This window comes from Kordiimonas lipolytica (genome assembly GCF_001550065.1).
In genome coordinates this window covers 23,450-40,110 of the sequence record NZ_LRUB01000015.1, presented here as the reverse complement: position 1 = coordinate 40,110, position 16,661 = coordinate 23,450, and the positions used below count along the sequence as shown (strand labels likewise).

At 54.8% G+C, this 16,661-nt stretch carries 20 protein-coding genes and 1 tRNA gene; 12 read left to right on the top strand and 9 right to left on the bottom strand.

Translation table 11 applies throughout. From position 1 onward, the window contains the following. The 4 genes from KORM41_RS22195 to KORM41_RS07850 form a co-directional block, all read right to left on the bottom strand. On the bottom strand, nt 1–188 hold a 188-nt coding region (locus KORM41_RS22195; RefSeq protein ID WP_231727212.1), incomplete at its 3' end, for a hypothetical protein. 34 nt (nt 189–222) lie between these two features. Next, nucleotides 223–654, bottom strand: coding sequence for an MbcA/ParS/Xre antitoxin family protein (locus tag KORM41_RS07860; RefSeq protein ID WP_068147125.1), 432 nt, complete (start codon nt 652–654; stop codon nt 223–225). A gap of 3 nt (nt 655–657) precedes the next feature. Beyond that, nucleotides 658–1,845 (bottom strand): tyrosine-type recombinase/integrase, encoded by a 1,188-nt coding sequence (locus tag KORM41_RS07855; protein WP_068147122.1) that lies wholly within the window; start codon nt 1,843–1,845, stop codon nt 658–660. A gap of 1 nt (nt 1,846) precedes the next feature. Then, complete coding sequence (locus KORM41_RS07850) at nt 1,847–2,065, bottom strand: hypothetical protein (RefSeq protein ID WP_068147118.1); 219 nt, start codon at nt 2,063–2,065, stop codon at nt 1,847–1,849. 143 nt (nt 2,066–2,208) lie between these two features. Here KORM41_RS07850 and KORM41_RS07845 point away from each other — a divergent pair, with 143 nt between their 5' ends. Beyond that, nucleotides 2,209–2,412 carry a helix-turn-helix domain-containing protein gene (locus KORM41_RS07845; RefSeq protein WP_197421030.1) on the top strand — a complete coding sequence of 68 codons (204 nt, stop codon included), beginning with the start codon at nt 2,209–2,211 and terminating at the stop codon, nt 2,410–2,412. Nucleotides 2,413–2,540: 128 nt separating this feature from the next. Here the strand turns inward: KORM41_RS07845 and KORM41_RS07840 are convergent. Continuing rightward, nucleotides 2,541–2,616, bottom strand: a tRNA-Ala gene (locus KORM41_RS07840). A 132-nt stretch (nt 2,617–2,748) separates the two neighbouring features. Beyond that, the gene (locus KORM41_RS07835) at nt 2,749–3,054 is read right to left on the bottom strand and encodes a TIGR02300 family protein (protein WP_068147133.1); all 306 of its coding nucleotides are present in this window, start codon (nt 3,052–3,054) and stop codon (nt 2,749–2,751) included. A 160-nt stretch (nt 3,055–3,214) separates the two neighbouring features. Here KORM41_RS07835 and aroA point away from each other — a divergent pair, with 160 nt between their 5' ends. Further along, the gene (gene aroA, locus KORM41_RS07830) at nt 3,215–4,546 is read left to right on the top strand and encodes a 3-phosphoshikimate 1-carboxyvinyltransferase (RefSeq protein WP_068147114.1); all 1,332 of its coding nucleotides are present in this window, start codon (nt 3,215–3,217) and stop codon (nt 4,544–4,546) included. Here aroA and KORM41_RS07825 read toward each other — a convergent pair. Together KORM41_RS07825 and KORM41_RS07820 are read right to left on the bottom strand one after the other, a co-directional pair. After that, nucleotides 4,535–5,308: a hypothetical protein gene (locus KORM41_RS07825; RefSeq protein WP_068147112.1), complete on the bottom strand. Its 774-nt coding sequence runs from the start codon at nt 5,306–5,308 to the stop codon at nt 4,535–4,537. The genes aroA and KORM41_RS07825 overlap by 12 nt on opposite strands. Nucleotides 5,309–5,370: 62 nt before the next feature. Beyond that, nucleotides 5,371–5,826, bottom strand: coding sequence for a VOC family protein (locus tag KORM41_RS07820; RefSeq protein WP_068147108.1), 456 nt, complete (start codon nt 5,824–5,826; stop codon nt 5,371–5,373). A gap of 134 nt (nt 5,827–5,960) precedes the next feature. Between KORM41_RS07820 and cmk the strand changes: the two genes are divergently transcribed. The 6 genes from cmk (at nt 5,961) to KORM41_RS07790 (ending at nt 11,354) form a co-directional block, all read left to right on the top strand. Beyond that, nucleotides 5,961–6,602: a (d)CMP kinase gene (cmk, locus tag KORM41_RS07815; protein ID WP_068147106.1), complete on the top strand. Its 642-nt coding sequence runs from the start codon at nt 5,961–5,963 to the stop codon at nt 6,600–6,602. A gap of 196 nt (nt 6,603–6,798) precedes the next feature. After that, nucleotides 6,799–8,502 carry a 30S ribosomal protein S1 gene (gene rpsA / locus KORM41_RS07810; RefSeq protein ID WP_068147103.1) on the top strand — a complete coding sequence of 568 codons (1,704 nt, stop codon included), beginning with the start codon at nt 6,799–6,801 and terminating at the stop codon, nt 8,500–8,502. A gap of 282 nt (nt 8,503–8,784) precedes the next feature. Then, nucleotides 8,785–9,063 (top strand): integration host factor subunit beta, encoded by a 279-nt coding sequence (locus KORM41_RS07805; protein WP_068147101.1) that lies wholly within the window; start codon nt 8,785–8,787, stop codon nt 9,061–9,063. Nucleotides 9,064–9,106: 43 nt separating this feature from the next. Further along, complete coding sequence (locus KORM41_RS07800) at nt 9,107–9,496, top strand: hypothetical protein (RefSeq protein WP_068147099.1); 390 nt, start codon at nt 9,107–9,109, stop codon at nt 9,494–9,496. A 48-nt stretch (nt 9,497–9,544) separates the two neighbouring features. Continuing rightward, nucleotides 9,545–10,258: an orotidine-5'-phosphate decarboxylase gene (pyrF, locus tag KORM41_RS07795; RefSeq protein WP_068147096.1), complete on the top strand. Its 714-nt coding sequence runs from the start codon at nt 9,545–9,547 to the stop codon at nt 10,256–10,258. Between the two features lie 13 nt (nt 10,259–10,271). Beyond that, nucleotides 10,272–11,354 (top strand): hypothetical protein, encoded by a 1,083-nt coding sequence (locus tag KORM41_RS07790; RefSeq protein WP_068147094.1) that lies wholly within the window; start codon nt 10,272–10,274, stop codon nt 11,352–11,354. Between the two features lie 11 nt (nt 11,355–11,365). Here KORM41_RS07790 and KORM41_RS07785 read toward each other — a convergent pair whose 3' ends face one another. Further along, entirely contained in the window at nt 11,366–12,223 is an 858-nt protein-coding gene (locus KORM41_RS07785) for a TraB/GumN family protein (RefSeq protein ID WP_068147090.1), read from the bottom strand. Between the two features lie 214 nt (nt 12,224–12,437). On the opposite strand from KORM41_RS07785, the gene rpmI reads away from it, so the two are divergent. From rpmI to pheT, 4 genes are all read left to right on the top strand, one after another. Then, entirely contained in the window at nt 12,438–12,635 is a 198-nt protein-coding gene (gene rpmI / locus KORM41_RS07780) for a 50S ribosomal protein L35 (protein WP_068147087.1), read from the top strand. A gap of 37 nt (nt 12,636–12,672) precedes the next feature. Beyond that, nucleotides 12,673–13,032, top strand: a complete 360-nt coding sequence (gene rplT, locus KORM41_RS07775; RefSeq protein WP_068147084.1) for a 50S ribosomal protein L20 — start codon at nt 12,673–12,675, stop codon at nt 13,030–13,032. 148 nt (nt 13,033–13,180) lie between these two features. Further along, nucleotides 13,181–14,260, top strand: a complete 1,080-nt coding sequence (gene pheS / locus KORM41_RS07770; protein ID WP_068147083.1) for a phenylalanine--tRNA ligase subunit alpha — start codon at nt 13,181–13,183, stop codon at nt 14,258–14,260. Next, complete coding sequence (gene pheT / locus KORM41_RS07765; protein ID WP_068147080.1) at nt 14,257–16,653, top strand: phenylalanine--tRNA ligase subunit beta; 2,397 nt, start codon at nt 14,257–14,259, stop codon at nt 16,651–16,653. The genes pheS and pheT overlap by 4 nt, the downstream gene beginning before the upstream one ends. Nucleotides 16,654–16,661 lie beyond the last annotated feature (8 nt).

The following is a 16,661-nucleotide window of genomic DNA, read 5'->3' as shown; positions in this document are numbered from 1 at the left end:
AACCAGTTTGTGGCTTCAGAGATCAATCCTGCTAGCACGAGCAGAATGTGATAACCGCCTTTGGCAGCTTGTTCAAAGAGCCACGCAATGAACTCTTTGTGACAGGTGGTGAGATATTCTGCGGTCACTGTCTTTAGGGGCTGTGTACCGGCGATTTTAGGCGTAGCAGTAGCGTGAGAAGCAGTCATCGGTGCCTCCTTTGGCGGGTCGTGGATAGGGCGGTTAATGAAGGTGGGTGGTGTTGAGCGGGTAGTGAACCTGCTGACAAAGAACCCTGCTCACATCTTGAATGCCTTCCAGGCCATGGCCGAGCATATGATGGAGGGGGCTTTGATCCTGAAAAGCAGGATTGTTCGACTTGAGCCACCGGACGGCTGAAGTGGCTGACGTGCCCATTAGCTTTAGCTGTCGGTTTACATCGATGACGCAGGCAAGGCGAAGATAGGTCTCCTTGCTCAGTTCGGTGAAAACCCGCTGTTGCCACAACTGAAAGATATATGTGTCTTTGAGGCCGGTCAGTGTGAATTGCTCGCTGTCAGACAATGCCCAACCGCGCATGATTGTGAAGGAAAGTTCAATGGCAAGTTTCTGATGGAAAGGGTCTGCCGGCAACAGTTTGGGGGCTGTTTGCTTTGCGTATTTCATCCGGGTCATTTCTTATTCCTTGTCTGTCGTGGCTCGTGGGTGGTTGAATTCAGCCTTCAATAGCCGCTCGAAAGCTGAACCGTCTTTTCGGGTCAGGTTGGGGACGTAGCGGCTGTAGACTTCGAACAGCATTTTGGTGTTGCTGTGGCCCATCTGGCGGGCAATCCATTCGGGGTTCTCACCAGCGGCAAGCCAGAGTGTGGCGGCGGTATGGCGTGTTTGGTAAGGGCGGCGCGAGGTTAGGTTGAGATGTCTCAACAGGGGATACCAAACACGTTGTGTGACATTTCGATTGTGGAGTGGTGTTCCCTCGCGAGTCGCAAAGACGAATCCCGAAGTGTTGGCAGTTTGCTCATATAGGGCTTGCAGGCAGTCATAGACCTGTGAACACATGTCCACTTCACGGGACGATCCATCCGTCTTCGTATCAACGAGCTTGCCCTGTACCAGCGCTTGCCGGACGAGAATTTGCCTCCTATCAAAGTCCACATACTGCCATTGCAAACCATCGATCTCACTAGAGCGTAGACCTGTAAAAAAGCGCACTGTGTAGTAAGTTCGGAAGTCGGCTCTGACTGTTTCAAGAATCGATTGAACTTCCTGCAGCGTAAAGGGGTCGACCTTTGGCTTTGTCTCCCGCAGTCGCTTGATGTTGACCCAGGGATTCTTAAAATCATGTCGGTCAGCGGCTTCCATCAGGATCATCCTGAGAGGGATCAGAATATGATTGACCCGCGATGCCGATAAAGTCTCTGATTTGTGGCCGGGCTGTTCCGCAAGATAAGCCCGGAATTTCAGGATTAGGGCTTTGTCGATTTCGTCGAGTCTTTTATCCCTGAAATAGGGGATAATGTAGCGATCCAGTGTCAGGCGGGTGACGTCCCGATATGACTGACGCCACTCGACCTCTTTTTCTGCAAACCATATATCTGCAAACTTTTCGAAGGCATAAGGTGCTGACCTTTTCTCAGCCTGCCTTTGTTGTTGAGCGGCAAATTTTGCTGCAGAGCGACCATCTGGGAAATAGTTGAGATAATTAAAGGTGCCGAGTGTCATTTCAGCTTCCATGCGTTTGAGGAGCTGTTCGGCCTTTCTTCGATTGGCCGGCGTATCTTGCACGCCTGTGTATTCTTTGTATCGGGCCCCTCGATATCTGAAATCGATATACAGGCGACCACTACGTGATCCGATCGTTGCCATGCTACACCGCCAGGCTAGAAAAGTTGGTGGGCACGCTTGGTTGGGCACACATGTCTTTCTCGATTGTTTCCCAGAGATAGAGAATCTTGCGGCCGCCAAATGGTCTGATGTAATGCACACCCTCAAGAAGAACGCTGTCCTTCAAGCGTTCACGAATGGTGCGGACGTCATACTTGATTCTGCTAGCCAATTCTTCTGTGGTTAAGTATGTTGGGCTCATCTTTTGGAACTCCCACGCTTGAAATGATGTCTGTACGCATCAAAATATGAAGCGTGTTGATGCTTGTCAACATCAAATGATGTTCAAACACATCATTTGATGAACAAAGGTGCGCAATGATTCGGTTTCGCTTAAGGGAATTGATGGCAGACAAGGGCTTTAACGAGGATCGCAAGATCACGTTTGAGGAAGTGTCGCGTGAAACGGGGATACATCGCACCACCCTGACGAAGGTGGCGAACCAAAAAGGCTATAACGCTTCAACCGACATTATTGATAAGCTATGTAGCTACTTCCAAGTGCCTGTACAGAAGATTATTGAGCATGTTCCAGACAGGGAAGGCTAATGAGTATAGGGCTCATTTTCGTTGGGCTAGATTTATCACTTGATTAGAGACGGGTCCCAATATGGTCCCTTTTTTGGTCCCACAAAGGAAAAGGGCCTAGGAAATGCTTCCTAAGCCCTTGTAAAATTTGGTGGAGCCGAACGGGATCGAACCGTCGACCTCTACACTGCCAGTGTAGCGCTCTCCCAGCTGAGCTACGGCCCCGTGTCTGGGTGCCCGGGAACCCCGGAACGGCGCGGACTATAGAACTGGCCCAAGGTCCGCGCAAGCAAAAAAACAGCGCATTGGAAATCAGCTTCAGAGGCCCCAGACAAGAGGCCTCCCGCCGGGCTGTTTTTAGGAATCGTCGTCCGCCAGCGATGTATCGACCATGGAGCTGACTTCATCGTCATCATCGTCGTCGAGGCTGACATCCGACAGATCGTCGTCATCAACGTCGAGATCATCATCGTCGTCGTTTGCTTCTGGCTCTTTTTCTTTCTCTTCGGCGACCGGCAGCGGCTGCTTGGTCTTCAGAATTGGCTCAGGTGTCCATTCGTTGCCGCAGTCGATGCAAACCACCGGATCGTCTTTTGTCAGGTCGTAAAAGCGTGTGCCACATTTTGGGCAAGTGCGCTTAGTGCCCCATTCGGGTTTAACCACGATTCTCTCCTTCGCGTTCATTTGCCGCGTCAGCATTTCTCTATCGGCCCTTGCGTTTTGAATGCAATTCGGCCAAGAATTCGGCGCTTCCCTTGCCATGATCGGTGGCGCCTGTCAAAGCTTTTACTCTTCGAACCCTGTCTATAGTTGGAAATGCTCCGTGCCAAGTCTTAATTCCAAGCCGAACGAACCGCTCACCGGGACAGTCAAGGTACCCGGCGACAAGTCGATCTCCCACCGGTCGTTGATGCTGTCTGCGTTGGCGGTGGGTGAAAGCCACATTACGGGGCTTCTTGAAGGTGAAGATGTGCTGGCGACGGCGGATGCCATGCGCGCCATGGGCGCAAAGCTTGAGCGACTCGGCGACGGTGAATGGCGGGTCCATGGTGTGGGTGTCGGCGGTCTGATGACACCGGACGATATTATCGACATGGGCAATTCAGGCACCTCAACGCGCCTGATCATGGGGTTGATCGCAAGCCATGACATCACGGTGACCATGACCGGCGACGCAAGCCTGCGCGGCCGCCCGATGGGCCGGGTGATGGTGCCGCTTGCGGATGTTGGTGCCACGTTTGCGGCCCGCGAAGACAAGTTCCTGCCGCTGACGATCACCGGGACAAACGACCCGATGCCGATCGATTACACGCCGCCGATGGCCAGCGCGCAGGTGAAATCTGCCGTGATGCTGGCGGGGCTCAACACGCCAGGAACCACCACTGTGCGCGAGAAGGTGGCAACGCGCGATCACACGGAACGCATGCTCAGCGCCATGGGTGCGGATATCAGCGTGACGGAGGAGGACGGCCTCCGGGTTGTGCGCCTGAAGGGCCAGCCAGAGCTGAAGCCAATCACGCTTGAGGTGCCGGGCGATATTTCGTCTTCCGCTTTCCTTTTGGTGGCGGCTTCGATCATTCCAGGGTCTGATGTGACGATTGAGAATGTGGGCATGAACCCCTTGCGCACCGGCATTGTTGATGCGCTGAAGGCCATGGGCGGCAATATTGAAATATTAAACGCTCGCACGCTGGGCGGTGAGCCCGTGGCGGATCTGCGGGTGCTGTCGGCGACCCTCAAGGGCGTCACCGACCTGCCGGTTGACCCGTCGACCATGATTGACGAATTCCCGGTGCTGTTCTGCGCCGCTGCTGTGGCCGAGGGCACGAGCCGGTTTACGGGTCTTGAGGAGCTCAGGGTCAAGGAATCGGACCGACTGGCCGTGATGGCAGCTGGCCTGAAGGCCAACGGGGTGGACGTGACAGAATTTGAAGACGGGCTTGAGATCAAGGGTGCTGGCGGCAAGGTGCCGGGTGGCGGCATGGTCGAGACGCATCTCGATCACCGGATCGCCATGGCTTTCTCGGTGTTGGGGCAGATGGCGGAAAGCGCCATCACCATTGATGACGCTGCCCCCATCCAGACCAGCTTCCCCAGCTTCATCGACTTGATGACCGGCCTGGGCGCGGGCATGAGCTTATACTCAGACAGATAGATAGTCTTTTTCGTCCAGATGATTCGACAGGTGTTCTGCAAAACCACCCCATGTCAACCAACCCGATGTTTGCGGATGAAGGATTCGGCTAATTCTGAATTGGAAACTGATGGAGGTGAAGTCGGTAGGAGATTCGGATCTGGCGAAATCCCAAAGGCTTTGAATTTGCAGGGAAATTTCTACAAAAGTAGTAGCTGAAATAAAGTAATATTTTAGTTTTTCATCGGGCGTGTAATCGCTAGGCCAGCGTCGATTTTCTCTTCCAACATATTCCGAAATTTCGTCAGAAAGTCGAGACTTGCCGACTTGGATATTATTCAAAAGAGACATCATTCTTGACCGCGGTTGATTAGGCGCGAATTCAATGCAAGCTTTTACGGTACGTATTGACTCCATGGGCAGAACTGGAGGCTCGGGTCTAGAGGTGTTGTTACTTGCCATGACTTTGGCTTGCTCGAGGCACAAATTGGCATATCCGCTAAGATCATCCAGCGCATGAGCAAGTATAGAACGTTCTGCATCAAGCCGACCTTGTCGTTGTTGCTCCTCATGTAGTCCATTTTGACGAATCTGCAGATGCAGATACAAGACTGTTGAGGCGGCAGCAATAGCAGCGATCAAAGAACCAGCTAGGGCCTCGTGCTGGTAAATCCAATCCAGCAAACCTGATTTGGTACCAAATAAATAGAGGACACCGGAGAGCACTATCCCGGTAAAGATGCCGAAGATATAAAAGTGTATGTTGTCTAAAAGCTTTTTCACAAGTGCCCCCTCTTGTTTGCCAACAAGTGGAGGCACATCGCTATTAGATGTCAACCCTAGCTTCAGTTTTCTGCCTTGAACTCTGCGAAGGTTACAATGTGGCCGCCGGGCTCCCGGTACCCGATCTCGGTCGCGCCATAGAATGTCTCTCGCCGCGACATCACAATTTCAAAGCTATCGCCCAGCGCTTTCGCGACGGCATCGATATCCGGCACGGTAACAAACAGCAAAACGGGCGACCCGCCTTCGATGTCCGTATCTGCCGCAATGCTGGTTCGGGTCTGATACATAAGGTCAATCTTGCCGTCTGAGATGATCGCAAATCCAAGGTGGTCTTCTTCCGGCACTTCGGTGGTCACCTTGAAACCGATTTTTTCAAAGAAGGTGATGGAAGGTTCGATCCTGTCCACGGGCAGGACGGGGGTGATGCTGTCGATCATCGGGTCGGCTCCATATGCTTGTGTGGCACCAGTTGTCAAAAGGCCTGCCAGCGCCAGTAGAATGATTTTCAAATTCATCTAAATGTTCCTGTTTTGTTCACTTATATCAGCAGGCGAAAAAAGAGTCGAATCCTTTGTGCCAAACTTTTTCATGCTGGCGCAACGGGGCCATTATTCCTATAAACCGGCGAACGCAGGAAGGGTGATTCGCAGTGATTATTGCAATTGACGGCCCGGCAGCAGCCGGAAAGGGTACTTTGGCGCGGCGGCTGGCGGCCGAGTTCGGCTTTGCCTATTTGGACACGGGCGCGCTTTACCGGGCGGTTGGGCTGACGCTTCTGAAACGCGGGATTGACCCAGCAGATACCACGGCCGCGGAAGACGCTTCAGCCAACCTTGACCTCAGTCTTTTTGATGATCCTGAGCTGCGGGCAGAAGCTACGGGTGGGGCGGCATCCAAGGTTGCGGCCATGCCCCGCGTTCGCGCTAACCTTCTGGATTTTCAGAAGAATTTCGCTGCGAATCCGCCAGGCGGGAAAAAGGGGGCGGTGCTGGACGGCCGGGACATTGGCACCGTGGTGTGCCCGGACGCTGATCTGAAGCTGTTTGTTACCGCGAGCGCAGAGGTGCGCGCGGAGCGCCGCAGGCTTGAGATGGAAGGCCGTGGCCAGGCGGCCGATTTTGATGCTATACTCGCTGACGTTCGCGCACGGGACGAGCGGGATATGGGCCGAAAAGATGCCCCTTTGAAGCCCGCCGAAGATGCCCTCTTGCTTGATACAAGTAATTTGGATATAGACGCCGTGTTTTTACGGGCGGCCAATCTTGTCAAAGACAGGTTGACGCCCCAATAGCCGAAGACGCTTCCACGCGGTCCCGATGGTCAGGCCCCAGGGCTTGCCCGAGCGGGATCATTTTGTTGTTGGTGTTAGAGGCTTCCGAAGTTCATGAAAAAGGTGGGATGGTCCTGTCTTTAGATACCCCTTCGGAAGAAGACCGCCGGAGCCAACCGGCAGGCAAAGAAATATATATGTTGAAAGGAAGACATACATGTCTGAAGCGGCAAAAATGCCGAGCGTTTCCGATTTTGAAGCGCTTCTGAATGAAACTCTGCCAACTGAAGACGAAGGCTTTGAAGGCCGCGTCGTAAAAGGCACCGTCGTTTCCGTTGAAAACGACTTCGCAATTGTGGATATCGGGCTCAAAGCTGAGGGCCGCGTTCCACTCAAAGAATTTGCTCCGGCCGGTAAAGCTGCTGAGATCAACGTTGGTGACACTGTAGAAGTGTACGTTGACCGCGTTGAGAACGCTCTTGGCGAAGCGATCCTGTCTCGCGACAAAGCCCGCCGTGAAGAAGCCTGGACTGAGCTTGAAAAAGCGTTTGAAGGCGATGCCCGCGTTGACGGCGTTATCTTCGGCCGCGTTAAGGGCGGCTTTACCGTTGACCTCAACGGTGCTGTTGCGTTCCTGCCAGGTTCTCAGGTTGATATCCGTCCGATCCGTGACGTAACGCCTCTGATGAACATCGAGCAGCCGTTCCAGATCCTGAAAATGGACCGTCGTCGTGGCAACATCGTTGTTTCCCGCCGTGCCGTTCTCGAAGAGGATCGTGCAGAGCAGCGCGCTGAACTGATGGGCAAGCTTGAGGAAGGTGATGCTGTTGAGGGTGTTGTTAAGAACATCACTGACTACGGTGCCTTCGTTGACCTGGGCGGCATTGACGGCCTCCTGCACGTTACCGACATCAGCTGGCGTCGTGTGAATCATCCTTCTGAGGTTCTCTCCATCGGTGAGACCGTGAAGGTACAGGTTGTTCGCATCAACCCAGAAACTCAGCGCATCAGCCTTGGCATGAAGCAGCTGGCTGCAGACCCATGGGAAGGCATCGAAGCCAAATACCCAGTGGGTGCCAAGTTCACCGGTACAGTGACCAACATCACCGACTATGGTGCCTTCGTTGAGCTCGAGTCCGGCGTTGAAGGCCTCGTACACGTTAGTGAGATGAGCTGGGTTAAGAAAAACGTACACCCTGGCAAGATCGTATCCACCAGCCAGGAAGTGGAAGTTATGGTTCTCGAGGTTGATCCTGCGAAGCGCCGTATCTCCCTCGGCCTCAAGCAGTGTGGCGAGAACCCATGGGAAGCGTTCGAAGGCAAGTACCCACAAGGTACTGAAATCGAAGGCGAAGTTAAGAACATCACCGAATTCGGTCTGTTCATTGGCCTCGACGGCGACGTTGACGGCATGGTTCACCTCTCGGACCTCGATTGGGAGCGTTCCGGTGAAGAAGCCATCCAGGACTACAAGAAAGGCGACACTGTTAAAGCCGTTGTTCTGGACGTTGACACCAAGAAAGAGCGTATCTCCCTTGGCATCAAGCAACTGTCCGGTGACCCATTTGCCAATGTTTCTTCCAAGAAGAAAGGCGAGCAGGTTACCTGTGTTGTTAAAGCCGTTAACGACAACGGTATCGAAGTTGAAGTTGGCGACAGCGGCGTAACTGCCTTTATCCGTCGTTCCGACCTCGCTCGTGACCGCGCTGACCAGCGCCCAGAGCGTTTCGCTGAAGGCGACAAGGTTGATGCCATGGTAACTGGCATGGACAAAGGTTCCCGCAAGATGAACCTGTCCATCAAGGCCCTCGAAGTTGCAGAAGAAAAAGCTGCTGTTGAGCAGTATGGTTCTGCCGACTCCGGTGCCAGCCTCGGTGACATCCTTGGTGCTGCGCTTGAGAAAGCCAAAGAAGACAAGTAATCGGATTTCCCTTCGGGGACCTGATTTGAAGGCCGCTCCATTTGGGGCGGCCTTTTCTTTTGCCTGCTTGCTGCCTTTACTGAAACCGGGTCTGGTTTCAGGTATCAGGAACGGACAAATCCGTGTCCTGATTATGTGTCGAATCGATTCTTCTTGTTAAAAACTCTTTTAATTGAAAGGCTTATCTTGACGACAGCGTCATCAGATGGCACTTTTGGAAAAAGCACATTAGGTACCCGGGTTTTGAGTGCACAAGATTTTGGCCCCCAGGGGAGGACGCAGATGATCAAATCTGAGTTGATTGCAAAAATAGCTGAAGCCAACCCCCATCTCTATTATCGGGATGTTGAGCGCATTGTTTCCAAGATTTTCGATGAAATTACAGCAGCCCTTTCGCGCGGTGATCGTGTGGAACTGCGCGGCTTCGGGGCATTTTCCGTAAAGGAGCGCCCAGCCAGGGTTGGTCGCAATCCTCGCACTGGTGAAAAGGTGGAAGTTGCCGAAAAGCGGGTTCCTTATTTCAAGACCGGTAAAGACCTTCGCGAGCGCCTGAACTCCTGATCAGGGCGCTCAAACCACACCCACAGATGTATGAAAGACTGACATGGCACAGTCGCTCGCCAGCTTGATTCGCCGCCTTTTCTGGATTTTGCTGGCGCTTTTCCTGATTCTTTTCTCGGTCAACAACCGGGGCCCGGTGCAGCTTAGCTTCGAGCCTTTCGAATTCAATTTCCCTGTTCCGGCCTTCCTGCTGGTTTTTGCCGGAATCTTTATCGGCCTGATGCTCGCGGCCGGGGTAACGGGGTGGCTGCGGCTTAAGGGGTTTGCCAGGCGCAGGCAGGCCGAACGCCGCGCGTCTTTTCTTGAAGATCAGGTTTCTGCGCTTTCGGAAGACGCACACAAGGCGAAAGCCGGTGAAGCACACAAGGCTGCGGCAATCGGCGCAGGTGGGAATGACAGTGAAGCCTTGCCAAACCGGGTGAAAGACGAGTAAGTCCTGCATCCATCCCCTGTCTGCCGGTGACCGAAGAAAGGATGCCCCATGAAGCCAAGTGACCGCATTTTCTGTGCCCTTGATACAACCGAGACTGCATCTGCGGTGGCGCTTGCAAGAAAGCTTCAGGGAACAGTCGGCGGCGTCAAGCTAGGGCTTGAGTTTTTCTGCGCCAATGGGGCTGATGGCTTCAAAGCTGTGGCTGAGACAGGCATGCCGATCTTCCTTGATCTCAAGTTTCATGACATTCCCAACACGGTGGCCGGTGCCATTCGTGCCGTTGCGCCCCTTGGTCCCAAAATCCTGACGATCCATACCCAGGGTGGGCCTGAGATGATGCGCCGCGCGGCTGAGACAGCGGCTGAAGATGCAGAAAAGCATGGTCATGACAAGCCGTGGGTGGCCGGTGTGACAATCCTGACCAGCATGGACGATGATGACCTTAAGGCAATCGGGGTGAACGACCCGGTTGCTGATCAGGTGGCGCGTCTTGCAGCCCTCGCACACAAAAGCGGGCTAGACGGTATGGTATGCAGCCCGCGGGAGATCGCCCTGGCGCGTGCGGCAACATCAACGGATTTCAAACTGGTGGTGCCGGGCATCCGACCGGCTGGCAGTGCGGCAGGCGACCAGAAGCGGGTGATGACACCTTCGGATGCGGTTTCGGCAGGCGCTGATGTACTGGTGATCGGGCGCCCGATCACCCAGGCGGACGATCCGGCTGAAGCCGCCCGGTCCATTGCCGCAAGCATTAACAGCTAGCGGGCCTGACGTCATGGTGCGCGTGAAAATCTGTTATCTGCACATAGGGGCCGAAAAAACCGGCTCCACCAGCATACAGGCTTTCCTTCAGGCAAACCGCCGCCGACTCGCAGACCTTGGGTATCTGTTTCCCCGCACGCCGGGCGATGACAACCAGCCTGCATTGGCGGCTTACGCGATGGCGGATAGCAGCCGCCAGAACCTGATGGCCCAGGTGCGTGTTAAATCAGATGAAGAGCTGGAAGCTTTTCGCGCGCATTTTAGCGCCGCCCTGAAAGCGGAGGTGGCTGACGCGGCACCAGAGCGAATAGTGCTGACCAACGAGCATTGCCATAGCCGCATTGAAACGGCGGAAGAGCTGCAGCAATTGGCGGACCTGTTGCATTCTCTGGCTGAAGAGGTCCGCATCGTCTTCTATATCAGGCGGCAGGATCAGGCGGCTACCAGCCTCTATTCCACGGCGCTGAAGGTTGGCCAGTACCGCAAGAAACCCGACCTGACGATCAAAGGTGATCTGCCTGTCGCGTTTGATTATTGGCGAACCTGCCGGCTCTATGCTGATGTATTTGGGAAAGAGGCCATGCGGGTCCGGCTTTTTGACCGGAAGCGGCTGGTTGGCGGCGACCTGATCACCGACTTTTGCGAGATTCTTGACTTGCCTTCGGAACAGGGCTGGTCCCTGCCCGCCACAAAAAACCGGTCGCTTGGCAGACTGGGGCAGCGATTCCTCGCGGCCTTCAACCAGAAACGGCAGGACCGATTCGGCGAGCAGTCGGAGCATTATCGCATGGCACTGGTTCGTATGCTGGACAAGCATTTTGCCGGCCAGGGCATCAAGCCTTCCCGGGGCGCCGCCGCGGCATTCCTGGATCATTTCAAAGAGGGCAATGAACAGGTCAGGGCGACTTATTTTCCCGATCTTCCTGCGCCCCTTTTCGGTGATGATTTTTCCATGTACCCGGAAAAGGAAGATGCCTGGATGCCAGGACCCTTTATGGCCTTTGACGCTGGGGCGCGTCTGTTTGTGGAACAGCAGAAAGAAATCGACCGGCTGAAGGCCGAAATCGCGGCTCTCAAGTCAGAAGACAACAGCTAGGGTTTTCCCCTTTATTGGACCCGTTCCAGAAACTGGCGCTGCTGCGAGAGAAACATAATCAACGACTTGTCGCCAACCACATGCGCTGTGCCGACGGCGACAAAAAATCTGCCTGGTTTGTTCATCAGGGCGGTCAGTTGGCGCGCCCAATCTTCGTTGCGACCGTAAAGCAGATGTTGGCCCAGGCCTTCCTTTTTCATCAGTTCGCCATTCAGCAAATTATCCAGCGTGGCTTCGTCACCCTCAAGCCAGGCGCTCTGAAGCTCGGTCATATAGGCTTTGACATTGACAGACTGCCGGAGCGCATCCACCAGCAGAGCTTTGTCCTGTGCGGGCGTCAGTTTGGCAAACAAACCTGCTTGTTGGGCCGCGGTTTCAATGCCGAGAATCGGTTTCCGTAGGCGAAGAGCCTCGCTGATCAGCGTCTGGTCAACGCCGCTTGCGGGGTCGTATCCCATTTTGGTGAGGCTAACGATGGTTAGCGACATGCCGGCATACCAGGGCCTGACATTCTGAAATGTGTCTGCCGGCAGGTCCATCTGACGTGCCAGTCGGCGAACGTCATTATAGATGCCGTCGCCGACAATCTGCCGCATGGTCATCCCCAGCGGTAACTTGCCAGCATCCTGAAACAGTGGCCCGGCCTTCTCAAGCTCGCGGTCGTCAAGCTCTACCACAAGGGCGTCGGATGTGCTGAACGCGTTGGTAATACCGGCATTGGCCCAGGTTGTGCCTTCCTGGAGCATATGCAGCGTGCCGAAAATATAGACTTCCGTGTCGTCATCCGCCACGCGCCACAAGGCAGGCGCGGCCGCCGCCTGAAGGCTCAGACCAAAGATGGATATAAGGATGAGAACAAGTCGTTTCATGGTTACTCCTGATGACACGATTGGATTCTATCTTCCCATGGTGTTTCAATAGATACAAGCAAGCCCTATACCGAATCTGAACAGAGCCATGAATCTGCTTGCAAACGGCAGCTTTCGGCGTTATACAGCGCGCTTCATCGAACCGTCCGGCCAGTAAAGGGCTGCCGTGGCTGTTCAGTTATGTCGGAACTTTTAGTTTAAGTAAGGACAAAAAATGCCCAAGATGAAGACTAAATCGAGCGTTAAAAAACGCTTCAGCTTAACCGCTTCTGGTAAAGTTCGTGCCAACCAGGCTGGTAAACAGCACGGTATGATCAAGCGCACCAACAAGCAAATCCGTAACCTCCGTGGCACCACTGTCCTTTGTGACGCTGACGCTACGATCGTTAAGAAGTTCATGCCCTACGGCTAAGCCGTATCGGGCCCTTCAGGTTTAGGAGAAATATACCATGGCACGTGTTAAGCGCGGTGTAACATCGCACGCTCGTCACAAGAAGGTCCTCGAGGAAGCTAAAGGCTACCGGGGCCGTCGCAAGAATACCATCAAAGTTGCTCGTCAGGCTGTTGAAAAAGCCGGCCAGTACGCATACCGCGACCGCAAAGCCAAGAAGCGTAACTTCCGCGCTCTCTGGATCCAGCGGATCAACGCCGGTGCGCGCGCTCTCGGCCTGCCATACGGCCAGTTCATGCATGGTCTGAAGCTCGCTGGTGTAGAGCTGGACCGCAAAGTACTGAGCGACCTTGCTATTCACGAACCAACAGCTTTTGAAGCGCTTGTGGATCAGGCTAAGGCCGCCCTCGCCAACTAAGGCTGGTTTGCGACAGCAAACACCAAGACTTTAAAGAGGGCCTGGCCGTTGGCGGGGTCCTCTTTTTATTTGCTTGTCTCCCCATTATGGGCCAAGTGAAACAAACCTTTGTTTTAAAGATTTGATTGCTCGAAAAAGCGGAAGAAAAATGCAGGAACAGATTTCAGCGCTCAAGGAAGAGATCGCGGCCCAGATTGCTTCGGCCAGTGACCTGAATGCGCTCGAGGAAGTCCGGGTCTCCACACTCGGCAAGAAAGGCAGCGTGTCCCAGCTTATGAAGGGCCTTGGCGGCATGAGCCCCGAGGAACGCAAAGAGATGGGTCCGGCGCTTAACGGCCTCAAGAACCAGGTCGCGGACGAGATCGCCGCCCGCAAGGATACTTTGGAAGAAGCCGCGCTTGACGCGCGCCTCCGTGATGAGCGCGTAGACGTAACCCTGCCGGTCATGGAGCATGCGTGTGGCAGCGTGCACCCGATCAGCCAGGTGATGGACGAGATTGCCGAAATCTTTGCAAGCCTCGGCTTTGATGTTGCCGAAGGTCCGGATGTGGAAACCGACTTCCATAACTTCACCGCGCTGAATATCCCGGAAGAGCACCCAGCCCGTCAGGACCATGATACTTTCTATCTGAAGCCTGATGCGAACGGCGACCGCAAGGTTCTGCGCACGCACACAAGCCCTGTGCAGATCCGCACGATGCTGTCGAAAGAGCCCCCAATCCGCATTATCGCGCCGGGACGTACTTACCGGTCGGATTCTGACGCCACGCACACCCCCATGTTCCACCAGGTGGAAGGTTTGGTGATCGACCGCGATACGCACCTCGGTCACCTCAAGGGTACGCTCGAGGCCTTCCTGAAGGCTTTCTTTGAAGTGGACGCCGTGACCCTGCGCCTGCGCCCCAGCTATTTCCCGTTCACCGAACCGTCCATGGAAGTGGACGTGCAGTGCAGCTTCGACGGCGGCACCGTGAAGATTGGTGACGGCAATGACTGGCTTGAGATTTTGGGTTCCGGCATGGTGAATACCAAGGTTCTGGAAGCCTGTAACCTTGACCCCAATGAATATCAGGGCTTTGCCTTCGGCTGCGGCATCGACCGCCTTGCCATGCTGAAATACGGCATGAATGACCTGCGCGCTTTCTTCGATGCCGATCTGCGTTGGCTCCGTCATTATGGGTTCCGTGCCCTTGATCTTCCCACGCTCGCAGGAGGGCTCAGCCGATGAAATTTTCCCTAAGCTGGCTCAAGGACCATCTGGACACGGATGCGAGCCTGGATGAAATCGTTGCTAAATTGAATGCCATTGGCCTTGAGGTCGATACGGTTGAAAACCCGGCTGAAAAGCTTGGTTCCTTCACGGTCGCTGAGGTGCTTTCGGCTGAAAAGCACCCGGACGCTGACAAGCTGAAGGTCTGCAAGGTGTCGAATGGCACCGAAGAAATGCAGATTGTTTGCGGGGCACCAAATGCACGCGCCGGTATCAAGGTGGTGCTGGGGCGTCCTGGTGATTATGTGCCGGGCCTGGATGTCACGCTCAAGAAAGCCAAGATCCGCGGCGTGGAAAGCATCGGCATGATGTGCTCCGCGCGCGAGCTTGAGCTGGGTGACGACCATGACGGCATTATCGAACTGCCGGAAGACGCACCTGTTGGCACGTCCTATGTGGACTATGCCCAGCTTGACGACCCGGTGATCGATATCGAGATCACACCGAACAGGCAGGACTGCCTGGGTGTATATGGCATTGCCCGCGATCTTGCTGCTGCCGGGCTCGGTACGCTCAAGCCGCTGGCTGTTGAAAAGATAGAAGGCACGTTCGAAAGCGACGTTAAAGTCTCTATCGATCTGCCGGAAGAGGCTAAAAGCGCCTGTACCCAGTTCCTTGGCCGCCGGTTCAAGGGTGTGAAAAATGGCCCAAGCCCACAGTGGCTGCAGGATCGCCTGAAGGCGATTGGCCTTCGCCCGATCTCAAAGCTTGTGGATGTCACCAACTTCATCACGCATGACCTCGGGCGTCCGCTTCACGTTTATGACGCGAACAAGCTGAACGGTGACCTAAAGGCACGCCTTGCCGAAGCGGGTGAGAAATTCACAGCACTCGATGACAAGGAATATGTGGCTAAGGGCGGTGAGACGGTGATCGCGGATAGCACCGGCCCACAAGGGTTTGGCGGCATCATCGGCGGACTGTCCACAGGGTGTTCTGAAGAAACGACCGACGTGGTTCTTGAAGCCGCGCTTTTTGATCCCAAGCGTACGGCCTTCACCGGCCGTGACCACGGCCTGATTACAGATGCCCGCTACCGTTTTGAACGCGGTGTGGATGAACTGTTCATCCGCGACGGTATGGAAATCGCCACCAAAATGATCCTGGATCTGTGTGGCGGCGAAGCCAGCCATGTTTTTGAAGCAGGCGAAGATACCGTCTGGAACAAGACCGTGCCGTTCCGCAGCGAACGCGTTCTGACCTTGGGCGGTGTCGACCTGCCGGCGAGCGAAAGCGTTGCGATCCTTGAAAAACTTGGCTTCAAGGCTGAAGGCAATGACCCTTACACCGTCCATGTGCCTTCTTGGCGCGTGGATGTGGAAGGCGAGCCGGATATCGTTGAAGAGGTGCTGCGCATCTATGGCTATGACAATATTCCTAGTGTCCAGCTGCCGGCAACGGATCATAAGGCAGGCACAACCCTCAGCCCACGCCAAAAGCGCGCACGCGCGGCCAAGCGTCGGCTTGCGGGCGTTGGCATGCATGAGGCAGTAACCTGGTCCTTCATGACGCGGGATCACGCTGTCCTCTTTGGTGGTGGTGATGAGGCCCTTGTGGTCGACAATCCGATTTCCAGCGAGCTTGACTGCATGCGCCCATCCATTCTGCCAAACCTGATGCAGGCGGCACAGCGCAACCGGGACCGCGGGGCGGACGTTGTCGCTCTGTTTGAAGTTGGTCCTGTATATGAGAATGATACCGAAAAAGGCCAATTGCTGGTCGCGTGCGGATTGCGAGCGGGTCAGAATGCCGAGCGGCACTGGTCGGCAGTGAGCCGCACTGTGGATGTGTTCGATGCCAAGCGCGATGCACTTGCGGCTCTCGAAGCTGTAGGCGCGCCATCGGGCCTTCAGGTGTTTGATGAAGCGCCGGACTATTATCACCCTGGTCGTTCCGGTACGCTACGCCTGGGCCCGAAGAACATTCTGGCGAGCTTTGGCGAGTTGCATCCGAAAGTTCTGAAAGCCCTTGATGTGGACGGCCCTGTTGTTGGCTTTGAAGTGTATCTGGACCGTGTTCCGGCGCCGAAGAAATCCGGCGCTGCAAAAGGGGCGCTTAAAGTCTCCAAGCTGCAGTCAGTCGAGCGCGACTTTGCCTTCCTGATGGACCGTGATGCCAAGGTTGCTGATCTTGTGCGGGCCGTGCAGGGGTCTGACAAAGCCTTTATCTCGGATGTCAGCATTTTTGACGTCTATGAAGGCAAAGGCGTGCCCGAGGGACAGAAGTCAATCGCAGTGAGTGTCTTGCTTGAGCCGAAGGGCGAAACCTTCACCGAAAAAGATATCGAGGCAATATCTTCCAAGGTCTGTGCGGCGGCTGAAAAGGCCGTTGGCGCTGTTCTTCGAGGCTAAAGGCGCAA